Origin of the sequence: Kitasatospora sp. NPDC048239, assembly GCF_043202015.1 — a bacterium.
In the GTDB taxonomy this organism is placed as follows: Bacteria; Actinomycetota; Actinomycetes; order Streptomycetales; family Streptomycetaceae; genus Kitasatospora.
This window is the reverse complement of sequence record NZ_JBICZP010000003.1, coordinates 83,212-94,853: the sequence shown is the minus strand read 5'-3', so window position 1 is coordinate 94,853 and position 11,642 is coordinate 83,212. Positions and strand designations below refer to the sequence as shown.

Below are 11,642 nucleotides of genomic sequence, written 5' to 3'. Positions count from 1 at the left end.
GTGCCCAGTCGCAGAACCGTCGTACCCGACACCGGGAGAGGAGGGACGGCGGGACCGGCACCGCTGCGCAGGGCCCTGGCCGGTGCGGTGGTCGCCCTGGCCACCACGGCCTCGGTGCTGCTGTCGACGGGCAGCTCCGGAGCGGTGGGCATCACCACCACCCCGCCGCCCGCCGCCACCGCCTCGCCCTCGCCCGCCACTTCGGCGCCCGCCGCCACCCCGGTGCAGGGGCCGGCCAAGGCCGCTCCCGGCACGGCCCCCGCCTCCGGTGCGCCGGAGCAGCAGGCCGCCGCCCAGCCCGTCCCGCCGAAGACCCAGGCCGCGCCCCCGGTGCGCCAGCAGGACTGCACCCCACTGCCGCTCGCCGGGTTCGGCGACCCGGGCACCGCGGTCGGCCGCGGCAACCTCCCGGTGGACGGCTCCGCCTGTTACGCCGTCACCGTCGCGGGCCCCGGCCGGCTCGGCATCCGGATGACCACCACGGCGGCCACCGTGTACGACGCGGCCGGCGCCGCGGTCTGCGGCCCCTGGCTGTACGCGCCGATGGCCGGCTGCGACATCAAGACCGCCGGCACCTACTCCCTGGTGGTCGTCCCGTCCGGGGCGTGGGGCCCGACCGACCACCAGGTCGCGGTCTACCCGCTGGGTGCCACGGCCGGCTGCGGCACCCCGCTCGGCACCGGCTTCGACCGGCCGGAGATCACCGGCAGCACCGTCTCGCCGGTCCAGCTCGACTGCCGCTCGATCGACGCCAAGCCCGGTGAGCGGATCCTCGGCGCCGACGGCGGGGGCCGCTGGCTCACCGACGCCGGCGGTGCCGAGCTGTGCGTCCAGGACTTCGAGAACCCGGGCTGTGTGCTGCCCGGCAGCGGCCCGTACCGGGTGCTGTTCCACCTGGGCAGCGGCGAGCCCGGCCCGTACGCGTTCCCGATCAACCGGATCTCCAACCCGGTCGGCTGCACGTCGCTCTCCCCGCAGGCTTACGGGCTCCCGGCCGCCGCCTCGCCGACCGCGTGCTTCACGCTGCAGGCGCCGAAGGCCGGCGGCTACGTCGTCCAGTCGCCGGCCTACGGCGCGATCCTCACGCTGTTCCGGCCGGACGGCACCAGCCTCTGCGGCCTGGGGGGCAACCCCTGCCCCTTCCCCGCCGCGGGGACGTACACGGCGCTGCTCCGGCAGCGGCCCGCCTCGCTGGTCTTCCGGCAGCCCGGTGAGACCGCGGGCTGTGTGGCCGGCAACGACACCGGCCTCGCCACCGGGCCGCTCACGGGCAGCCTGGCGGACCCCTCGCAGGTCAACTGCCACCTGCTGCCCAGCGCCGCCGGTACCCGGATCGCCGTACTGCCGGGCCACCGGGACGGCTTCGTCGCCAACCCCGACGTCACCGTGGTCGATGCCACCAACGCGACCCAGTGCAGCGGCTCGGGCCTGCAGTTCTGCGAGCTCAAGGGCACCGCGCCGTACCGGCTGCTGGTGGCCGCGGGCAGCCCCGGCGGGTACGAGGTGACGGTGTTCCGGACCGCCGGCCTGAGCGGCTGCGCGCCGTTCACGCAGAGCGGGTTCCCGGGGGTGCCGGGCGCCACCGCCGCGCTGGACGCCGACCACCGGGTGACCTGCTTCCAGGTGCCGGCCGGCGGGCATGCGGCGAGCGAGATGTTCGCCTTCTCCTACAGCTCGCTCAACGGGACGCCGCCGGCCTCCCTGGCCGGCGATCTCTTCCTGCTGGACCCGTCCGGTGCGCAGGCCTGCCGGACGTACAACTACGGCTCCAGCGAGGCGTTCTGCACGCTGGACCCGGCCAAGGACTACGCCGCCCTGCTGGTCGGCGACGGTACGCCGAACGACTTCCGGCTGCTGCGGCGGGACGTCTCCCGCAGCGGCGACTGCCAGAACGCCGCCTCCAGCACGGTGGGCGGCGCGCCGACCCCGGGGCGGATCGCCTCGGACCTGGACGCCCGCTGCACCCGCGTCGCGGCGGCCCCGGCCGACCAGCTGCGGATCTCGACCGAGGCGGACGACCGCAAGACGATCGTCACCGTGCTGGACGCCGAGGGCAGGCAGGTCTGCACGGCCGGCCGGTTCACCAACTACTGCGACGTGACCGGCTCGATCGAGTACCGGATGATCGTCGAGGCGGCCAACTACGACGGCACCCCGATCGACTCCCGGCTGGACGTCTGGCGCTTCGCGACCGACTCCGGCTTCCCCGCGGAGTGCCCGACGGTCGACTCCCGGGTCGCCTTCGGCCCGCTCGCCGGCCGGCTGACCCCGGACCACCGGGCGGTCTGCGCCACCGTGCCGGTCAAGGCCAACGACCAGTTCACGGTGACCGGTGTGGCCTCCAGCTCCACCCCCGGGTACCCGCGGGTGAGCCTGATGGCGCCCAACGCCCGGTCCCAGGGCACCAACCAGTCCGACTACTGCTCGACCAACTGGGGCGAGACCAAGGCGGCCTGCCGGATCGGCTTCCAGTCGCCCGAGGCCAAGGCCGTGCTGCTGCTGACGCTGCAGCCCGGCTCGGACGCGATCGACTACAACGTCCAGGCCACCTGTGACTCCCGCAACTGCGGCGGGGCCAAGGCCTCACTGGAGTCGGTCTCGCCCTCGGCCGGGTTCACCGGCGGACCGGCGACCTTCACCCTCAAGGGCACCGGGCTGACGGCCAAGGACTTCGTCTCGGTGCAGTTCTACAACGCCCCGTCGCGGTCGGCGACCGTCAAGAGCGCGGCCGCGGACGGGTCCTCCCTCACCGCCGAGATCGACCTCACCGGGGTCGCGCCGAACCTGGCGGGCATCAGTGTCTCGCCGGACGTCTACCAGCGGAGCACCTCCCTGACGCTGCGGCAGTCCTACTCCGTGGTCGATCCGGTCTCGCCGGGGCAGGGGCGCTTCACCGCCGCCGGTCCGGTCCGGGTGCTGGACACCCGGCAGGGCATCGGTCGTTCCGGTGTGCTGCCGGTGGCGGCGCAGGCCACGGTTCCGGTGCAGGTGGCCGGTCTGGCCGGGGTGCCGGCGTCCGGGGTGAAGGCGGTCGTGCTGAACGTGACGGCGACCGACCCGAAGGGGCCCGGTCATCTGACGGCGTGGGCTTCGGGTGCGGCGCGGCCGGAGTCCTCGAACCTGAACTGGGTGGCGGGTCAGACGACCCCGAACCTGGTGGTGGTCCCGGTGGGTGCGGACGGCAGGGTCAACCTGTTCAACGGTGCCTGGGACTCGACCCATGTGATCGCGGACGTGTTCGGGTACTACTCGGACGCGGCCTCGGGTTCGACCTTCTCCGCGGTGGCGCCGCAGCGCCTGCTGGACACCCGGCAGGGCGTCGGCCGCCCCGGGACCGCCAAGGTGGCGGCCAGGGACACGGTGTCCCTGGCGGTGGCCGGCCGGGCGGGCGTTCCCGCCGGGGTGAAGGCGGTCGTGCTGAACGTGACGGTCACCGACCCGGCGGGTGCGGGTCATCTGACGGCGTGGGCTTCGGGTGCGGCGCGGCCGGAGTCCTCGAACCTGAACTGGGTGGCGGGTCAGACGACCCCGAACCTGGTGGTGGTCCCGGTGGGTGCGGACGGCAGGGTCAACCTGTTCAACGGTGCCTGGGACCCGGCCCATGTGATCGCGGACGTGTTCGGGTACTACTCGGACGCGGCCTCGGGTTCGACCTTCTCCGCGGTGGCGCCGCAGCGCCTGCTGGACACCCGGCAGGGCGTCGGCCGCCCCGGTGTGCTGCCGGTGGCGGCGCAGGCCACGGTTCCGGTGCAGGTGGCCGGTCTGGCCGGGGTGCCGGCGTCCGGGGTGAAGGCGGTCGTGCTGAACGTGACGGTCACCGACCCGAAGGAGCCCGGTCATCTGACGGCGTGGGCCTCGGGTGCGGCGCGGCCGGAGTCCTCGAACCTGAACTGGGTGGCGGGTCAGACGACCCCGAACCTGGTGGTGGTCCCGGTGGGTGCGGACGGCAGGGTCAACCTGTTCAACGGCGCCTGGGACTCGACCCATGTGATCGCGGACGTGTTCGGGTACTACTCCTGAGCCTGATCCGGTGCCTGGTTCGATGCCGGATCCGGCACCGGACCTGACGTCAGGCCGCTGACACGGCGGGCCCGCTCCACCTCGGTGGGGCGGGCCCGTCGGCGTTCCGGGCGCCTGGCGCCACGGTGTTGTTCTGTTGGTGAGAATAACCTGTGGCGCGGGGGAGGGCGCATCCCCTACGGTCTCGGACATGAGCAGCAGACTGCATCACGTGGCAGCGGTGAACGAGGAGATCGCGGAGCGGGGGAGCTACCGGGCGGCCGGGGGCGAGCTCGTGGAGCTGGGGGAGCGGCTGGCGGCGGCCCGGGCCGGGACGGTCTCGTACCCGCCCGAGGCGCTGGACGGCCTGGTGCGGGGCGGGGGCCCCGGGCCGCTGGCGGGTCCGGTGGCGGGGGCCTTGGAGGTGACGGCCGAGGGCAGCGTGCAGGCCGCGAAGCGGCTGGTCGAGGCCGGGGCCGGCCGGGTCGGGGTGCTCAACTTCGCCTCCGCGCGGAACCCGGGCGGCGGCTACCTGCGCGGCGCCCGGGCCCAGGAGGAGGACCTGTGCCGCAGCGCCCTGCTGTACACCTGCCTGCTGGAGGCGCCGGACTACTACGAGGCGCACCGGGCGTCGAGCGACCTGGCGTACAGCCACCGGGTGATCGTCTCGCCCGAGGTGCCGGTGATCCGCGACGGGAAGGGCGAGTTGCTGGCGCAGCCCTTCCCGGTGACGTTCCTGACCTCGCCCGCGCCGAACGCCGGTCAGCTGAGGCGGCGCTCGGAGCAGGTCGACGTCCGGGGCGTGCTCGCCGAGCGGGCGGTACGCGTGCTCGCGGCGGCGGCCGAACACGACGTCCGGGCGCTGGTGCTGGGGGCGTGGGGCTGCGGAGTGTTCGGCAACGACCCGGCCCAGGTCGCGGAGGCCTTCGAGGGCGCGCTGGCGCAGTACGGTGCGGCCTTCGAGCGGGTGGTGTTCGCGGTCTGGGACCGCACCCCCGTCTCGGCGAACCGGGCCGCCTTCGAGGCCCGGTTCACCGGGGCCGCCTGAGCCGTAGCCCGGGCCCGGCCGATCGGCCGGGCCCGGACAAGCCCGGAGAGCGCCTGGGTCCTAGCGGAAGGCCTGTTCGGACGGCTGGGCCGCCGCGACCGCGGCCAGCGCGGTCGCGGCCTCGGCCGTGGTGAGCACCCGCTCCAGGCGCAGGTCTCCGGAGACCTCCTGGATGAACCGCCCGGCCGACCAGCTCCGCTCGTACGGCTGCGGGTCGAGCACCAGGGTGCGGATCCCGTCCACCACGGGGATGTCGCCGGGGGTGCCCTCGTTCCAGATCCACGAGCCGTCCGGCGCGACCAGGTTGAACGAACCCTGGGCGATCAGTCGGCGGTTGCCGTCCACCTGTTCGGTGCGGCTGAGCGCGACGACCTCCGGGTCGGGTGCGGTGCCCGGCAGGTGGCCGCCGCCGATCAGCAGGTCGGCGAGCAGGGTGTGCAGCTGGAAGTTGTCCGCCAGGCCGTCCATCCGCAGCCGGTAGCCGGTACCGGTCGGGCGGTCGAGCACCAGCAGCGGCTCGTCGTCGAGGGTCTGGGCCAGGTAGGCCAGGCCCTTCAGGTCGTGCTGCTCCGCGCGGTACCTGCCGACCAGCTCCAGCAGGACGTCGGTCACCCCGGACGCCCGGGCCGAGGTGCGGACGGCCGCGTGCGAGTACACCGCGAACGAGGCCATCTGCCACAGGTGCAGCGTCCACCAGCCGGCCACGGCCCGGTGGGCGTTCCACTCGTCGAGCTGCTCCGGGTCCTCGATCCGCTGGTGGGCCTGGGCCGGACTCTCCTCGTCGGGGTCGGGCAGTCGGCCGCCGCCGGTCTCCTTCCACCGGTCGAGCAGCCGCAGGGCGCCGCTGAGCGCCTCGCGCAGGCCCGCCAGGACGGGGCCCGAGCAGGCCACCGGGTCGGCGCCGCGCTCGACGCAGGCGCCCACCATCATCGCCAGGTGCGCGCGCGGGAACGGCGGGACGGCGGGCAGCAGGGCGGCCAGCGCCGGGCCGACGGCCGCCGACTCCTGCGGTCCGGCGGGCCCGAGCCGGCTGCCGAACTGTTGGAGCGCGGTGCTGAGGCGCTCGCCGTCCGCGGCTTCGAGAGCCGCCTCCAGGTCGGCCAGCGCATCGGCCAGCGGACTGGCGAGGGTGGGTTCCTGACGGACCGACGGGTACGCGTAGGCGCTCCGCGGGTCGGGCGTGGAGTTAAGGTCGGACACCATTCGCCGCAGCATAGGCGCCCGGCCGGACGCCCCCGGCGCCGGGTGCCCGCTGCACCGCCCCGGGGCCGGGGCGCGGGCCCGCGTCCGCCGGGCGGTGTCGGCCCCCGGTGAGAGACTCCCCCCGTGACCGACCACCGCATCACCGACGGCCTCTACCGGATCCGCAACGTGGGCAGCGGGCTGCTGCTGGAGGTCGCCGACGGCAGCCGCCGCAGCGGCGCCAAGATCCGCCAGGGCGCGGAGGACGGCTCCGACGCCCAGCTCTGGCGGCTCACCGCCGTCCACCGGGGCGGCGCGCTGTACCACGTCGAGAACGCGGGCAGCGGCAAGCGCCTCGACGTCACCGGGGCCTCCCCGGACGACGGCGTGCTCATCCAGCAGTGGTCCGCCAACGCCTTCGGCGCCCAGGAGTGGCTGCTCGAACACCACCCCGACGACCCCGGCACCTACACGCTGACCAGCTTCATCAGCGGCAAGCCGCTCACCGTCGCCGATGCGGCCACCACCCCGGGCGCCCCCGTCCACCAGTGGGAGGACACCGACTCCCCGTCCCAGTGGTGGCGGTTGGAGCGCCGCCCGTAGCTCCGTCGGATACCGCCGGGCACGCCCCGTCAGGCCGACAGCTTGGCGCGCACGGCGGTGAGCTCGTCCTCGGTGGTGCCGTGCGCGGCCAGGTAGGCGGGGATGGAGCCGTGGTGGGTGTCGATCCAGGCGAGCGAGGAGGCCAGCAGCTCGGCCGAGATCGGCCGGGAGATGCGCTCGGTCCCGGTCTCGTCGAGGTAGGGGATGGGGCCGTCGAGGAGGCCGAGCCCGGCGTTGGAGAGCAGGAAGTCCTCGACGATCTCGGTCTCGGAGGCGCCGAGCAGGGACTGCAGGACGGCGATGGTCAGACCGGTGCGGTCCTTGCCGACGGCGCAGTGGACGAGCGCCGGCAGCGCCCCCGGGTCGGCGAGGCGGCGGATGACGGCGGCCAGCGAGGGCCCGGCGGTCTCGGCCATGAAGGGGTAGAGCGAGACCTGGTCCTCGGGCCAGGGGCGGTCGACGCTCTCCCGGTCCGCGGGGAGGGTCGGCAGGTGGAGCGTCTCGTGGTCCAGGCCGTGCCGCAGGTCGGGCCAGAGCTCGAGCTCGGCCGTGCTGCGCAGGTCGATGACGGTGCGCAGGCCCAGCGTCTTGAGGCGCTGGGCGCCCTCCGGGGTGAGGGTGTGGAAGGACCCGGAACGGTAGAGCACACCCCGGCGCAGGGAGCCCACGCCGCCGGCGTCGCGGAGGTTGCGCACGCCGGGAATGTCGAGGAAGGCGGACGGCAGGTCGGGTTCACGGCCCGGCAGGTCGGTCATGGCCTCCACCGTACGGGGGCGGGGAGGGCCGGGGGAAGGAATCGGGCGGGGTGGTCCGACCGGCCGGGGGCGGGCCGTTGACCGCGCCGCCGGCGCGTACCGTCCGGGCCGCCGCCGGGCCGCCGCCGGAATTCGCTGGCCCGTCGCGGGCCCCGGCGGGCAGACTCCACTGACCACCGCGCGTGACCACCACGAGGCCCGAGGAAGGCGACCCATGGCCACCGGCACCGTCCTGTTCTCCGGCACCGTCCTGCTCTCGGGCGTCGTCGGCTCGACCGCGTACGGCTTCGCGCACGCCGGTTCGGACATCGACCGCCTCGGCCTGTTCGCCGCCCCGACCGAGGAGTTCCACGGCCTGCACCGGCCGGCCGAGTCGCACGTCACCACCGAGCCCGACCTCACGCTGCACGAGGCGGCCAAGTGGTGCCGCCTCGCGCTGACCTGCAACCCGACCGCCTCCGAACTCGTCTGGCTGCCGGACGACCTGTACGAGGTCCGCACCCCGCTCGGCGAGGAGTTGATCGCGATCCGCGACACCTTCCTGAGCGCCCGCGCGGTGCGGAGCTCCTATCTCGGCTACGCGGACCAGCAGTTCCGCAAGCTGCTGGCCCGCGACACCGCCGACCCGGCCACCCGCCGCCGGGCGGCCAAGCACGCCCGGCACCTGGTCCGGCTGGTCGAGCAGGGCGTCCGGCTCCACGCGACCGGTGAGAACGTGGTCCGGCTGCCCGACCCCGAGCGCGTCCGCGACCTCGGCGAACGCATCGCCGACCGCCCCGCCACCGCCGAACGCCTGCTCGCCGACGCCGACGAACGCCTCACCGGCCCCGGCGTCCTCCCGTCCTCCCCCGACCCTCGCCCCGCCGAGGCCTGGCTCCGCCGGGTCCGCGCCGCCCACTACACCCCGCCCGCCCCGCCCGCCCGGTGACCCCGGCGCGCCCCTGCAATCCACTGGCGGAGCCCTGGGCCCTACCGGGTAGGATCACCGTGGCCCGCCCCGCACGGGGACGGGTCACGGGCCGCTAGCTCAATTGGCAGAGCTGCGGACTTTTAATCCGTAGGTTCAGGGTTCGAGCCCCTGGCGGCCCACGTGGAGAAGCCAGGTCGGAGGACATCCGACCTGGCTTCCGTGCTGTCAGGGGGTGAGGCGGTTCGGTCCGCGGAAGAGGAAGGTCGCCTCCCGGATCGAGTCGAGGCCGAGCAGCACCATCAGGACCCGGCCGAGGCCCATGCCGAGGCCGCCGTGCGGCGGGCAGCCGAAGCGGAAGCAGTTGAGGTAGTCCTGCATCGGGTCGGTGTTCATGCCCTTGTCGGCGGCCTGGTCGAGCAGGACGTCGTAGCGGTGCTCGCGCTGGGCGCCGGTGGTGATCTCCAGGCCCTTCCACAGCAGGTCGAAGCTGAGGGTGAGGTCGGGGCGGTCGGCCGGGCGCTTGTGGTAGAACGGCCGGATGCTGCTGGGGTAGTGGGTGACGAACACGAACTCGTGCCCGGTCAGCTCCCTGAAGTGCGCGGCGACGGCCCGCTCGCCCTCCGGGTCGAGGTCCTCCTTCTCGCCCTGCGGGTCCCAGCCCTTGGCGCGCAGGATCGCCTGGGCCTCGGCCATGGTGACCCGGGGGAAGGGGGTGGCGGGGACGGTCACCTCGGTGCCGAACTGCTCCCGGATCTCCTCGCCGTGCACCTCGGCCACCTTGGCGAGGGCGTGGGCGAGCATCCGCTCCTCGAAGGCCATCACGTCCTCGACGTCGTTGATCCAGGCCAGTTCCACGTCGACGCCGGTGAACTCGGTGGCGTGGCGCGAGGTGTAGGACCGCTCGGCGCGGAAGACCGGGCCGATCTCGAAGACCCGGTCGATGCCGGCCGCGATCGCCATCTGCTTGAAGAACTGCGGCGACTGGGCCAGGTAGGCGCTGCGGTCGAAGTAGCCGAGCTTGAACACCTCGGCCCCCGACTCCGAGGCGGCGCCCATCAGTTTGGGAGTGTGCATCTCGGTGCAGCCCTGCGCGTAGGCGTACTCGCGCATGCCCGCTTCGAGCGTGGTCTGCACGGCGAACAGCAACTGCGCGGCCGGGCGCCTGCGCACGTCCAGGAAGCGCCAGTCCAGGCGCTGTTCGACGCCGGTCCTCTCGTCGATCGGCAGCAGGGCCTCGGCGCGGTTCAGCAGCTCGACCGACTCGGGGATGATCTCGACCCCGCCGAGCTTCACCACGGGGTTCTCGACCACCCGGCCGGTGATCCGGACGGCGGACTCGGTGGTCAGCTCCTCCAACCCGGCCTCCAGCGCGCTCTGGTCGCGCCGGTGGGTCACCTGGGCCGTACCGGTGTGGTCGCGGACCAGGACGAACTGCATGGTGCGCTGCAGGCGCAGGGTGTTCACCCAGCCGGAGACCGATACCGTCCGGCCGATGTGCCGGGCCAGGTCGCCGACGAGAACCCGTTCGTTCGACTGGATCATTGTTGTCCTCCACACGGACATCGTCATGATCCCTTGGGAGCGTGGGCGAGAAGGGGGACTCGCGGTGCCACCACGCTTCACCGCCGCCGCCGGGGCGGGGCAGTCTCATTCGCGCCCGTGACGGGGGCGGCCGGCGGGGCATTGGGCCCGGAGGGGCCGTTCCTCCCCGCGCTCGGGAGGGTCTTGGGCAGCGGACACGAGGCCGCCTTCCCAGCTTCCGGCGGCTCTCTCGGCTCGTGCGGTCCGTGCCTACTTGTCTCCGTCAACGCTTTGCTGAGGGCCGATCAGCGCAGGTTGCGACTGATCGGTGCGGGTTGCTGCCGAACGGGGCCGGTCACGGCTCAAGGTGTCCGACGAACCGGGGGAACGGGACGACCTGGCGGATGTTCCCGAGATCCAGACACTTCGTCAGGAGCCGTTCGATGCCCAGCCCGAATCCGGTGAGCGGGGGGACCCCGCCCTCCAGGACGTTGAGGTAGTAGGAGAAGTGCTCGGGGTCGAGGTTCTGCTCCGACATGCGCTCCAGCAGGCGGGCGGGATCGATGACGCGCTCTCCTCCGTCGACGATGTCCACCTCGTTCCAGTAGAGCCGGAAGTCGTTCGCCACCTGCGCGCCGACCGCCGGTTCGTAGCGGGTCGACGAGAAGAACGCCTTGTGCTCGGCGGGCAGGTCGACCGCCCAGAACAGCGTCCGGTCCAGGTGCCGGGCGACGGCGTTCGCGTGGTAGCGCTTGATCTTTCCGCCGCGCACCAGGGGCGCGCAATCGCTTTTGGCGGTGATGGCGCAGATCTCGTCGTAGGTGACGACGGGGATGTCGGCCAGGTGGCCCTCCGGGAGCCGGGCCTCGGTGTGGGCGCAGACCGAGCGCACGATCCGGTTGGACAGGTCCATCATGTCGGCCCGGTTCCGGTAGGCGGAGGTCGCCTCCAGGATGAGGAACTCGCTCAGGTGCTGCGAACTGTGGTTGATGTCCGCCCGGAACAGCGGCGAGATCTCGAAGACCGAGGCGAAGTCACCGGCGGCGAAGGCGGTGTGGAACAGCAGGTTGCTGAGCGAGAGATAGGCCTCCTGGCCGAAGAAGTCGACCTTGAACTTCATGGTCGGGCCGTCGGTCATCCGCCCGACCAGCCGCGGGGACTGCACCTCGACGTACTGCTCCGCCGCCATCAGGTCGCGGATCGCCTTGATCGCCGTCCACTTCTTCAGCAGCCGGTCCCGGACCTCCGGGAGGCGCATGTAGACGTGCTGGTCGGGGAGGATCTCCTTGCCGTAGGGCATCTGCCTGAGGCGGGACGAGGCGATCGACCGGTTCTCCGCGACCACCTCGAAGGATTCGACGTGGACCTCCTCGGAGAACTTCCGGGACTTCTCGCTCAGCCTGGCGGTGCCGACGACGCGGACGACGCTCTCCTCGGCGATGGCCGGGCGGCCGGGAAAGACGCAGAGGTACTCCCGGTCGGGGCAGCGCAGCGTGGCGAAGGCCAGCCGCTTGCCCATCGGCCGGATGGAGAAGATCCGTCCGGTGAGGACGATCTGGGACATGGTGGGGCCCCCTTGGAATCGGGCTGACGGGCGGGCACGGGCTGACGGGCGGGCGGGCTG

Annotated in this window: 8 protein-coding genes and 1 tRNA gene; 5 read left to right on the top strand and 4 right to left on the bottom strand. The window is 73.3% G+C overall.

What is annotated here, in order from left to right; all coding sequences use genetic code 11:
• Both ACGFZP_RS08175 and ACGFZP_RS08170 read left to right on the top strand, forming a co-directional pair.
• Positions 1-4,020, top strand: a complete 4,020-nt coding sequence (locus ACGFZP_RS08175; protein WP_392929845.1) for a hypothetical protein — start codon at positions 1-3, stop codon at positions 4,018-4,020.
• Positions 4,021-4,210: 190 nt separating this feature from the next.
• Positions 4,211-5,047 carry a TIGR02452 family protein gene (locus tag ACGFZP_RS08170; protein ID WP_392929842.1) on the top strand — a complete coding sequence of 279 codons (837 nt, stop codon included), beginning with the start codon at positions 4,211-4,213 and terminating at the stop codon, positions 5,045-5,047.
• Positions 5,048-5,107: 60 nt separating this feature from the next.
• On the opposite strand, the gene ACGFZP_RS08165 is transcribed toward ACGFZP_RS08170, so the two are convergent.
• Entirely contained in the window at positions 5,108-6,250 is a 1,143-nt protein-coding gene (locus tag ACGFZP_RS08165) for a hypothetical protein (RefSeq protein WP_392929840.1), read from the bottom strand.
• A 123-nt stretch (positions 6,251-6,373) separates the two neighbouring features.
• On the opposite strand from ACGFZP_RS08165, the gene ACGFZP_RS08160 reads away from it, so the two are divergent.
• On the top strand, positions 6,374-6,832 hold the full coding sequence (locus tag ACGFZP_RS08160; RefSeq protein ID WP_392929837.1) for an RICIN domain-containing protein: 459 nt from the start codon (positions 6,374-6,376) through the stop codon (positions 6,830-6,832).
• A 29-nt stretch (positions 6,833-6,861) separates the two neighbouring features.
• On the opposite strand, the gene ACGFZP_RS08155 is transcribed toward ACGFZP_RS08160, so the two are convergent.
• Complete coding sequence (locus tag ACGFZP_RS08155) at positions 6,862-7,587, bottom strand: tyrosine-protein phosphatase (protein WP_392929835.1); 726 nt, start codon at positions 7,585-7,587, stop codon at positions 6,862-6,864.
• A 214-nt stretch (positions 7,588-7,801) separates the two neighbouring features.
• Between ACGFZP_RS08155 and ACGFZP_RS08150 the strand changes: the two genes are divergently transcribed.
• Positions 7,802-8,515, top strand: coding sequence for a DNA polymerase beta superfamily protein (locus ACGFZP_RS08150; RefSeq protein WP_392929833.1), 714 nt, complete (start codon positions 7,802-7,804; stop codon positions 8,513-8,515).
• A gap of 88 nt (positions 8,516-8,603) precedes the next feature.
• Positions 8,604-8,676 (top strand) — tRNA-Lys (locus ACGFZP_RS08145).
• A gap of 46 nt (positions 8,677-8,722) precedes the next feature.
• On the opposite strand, the gene aspS is transcribed toward ACGFZP_RS08145, so the two are convergent.
• A complete protein-coding gene (gene aspS, locus ACGFZP_RS08140) occupies positions 8,723-10,039 on the bottom strand; it encodes an aspartate--tRNA(Asn) ligase (RefSeq protein WP_392929831.1) in 1,317 nt (438 codons plus the stop codon).
• Between the two features lie 334 nt (positions 10,040-10,373).
• Complete coding sequence (locus tag ACGFZP_RS08135; protein ID WP_392929829.1) at positions 10,374-11,582, bottom strand: amino acid--tRNA ligase-related protein; 1,209 nt, start codon at positions 11,580-11,582, stop codon at positions 10,374-10,376.
• Positions 11,583-11,642: the final 60 nt, after the last annotated feature.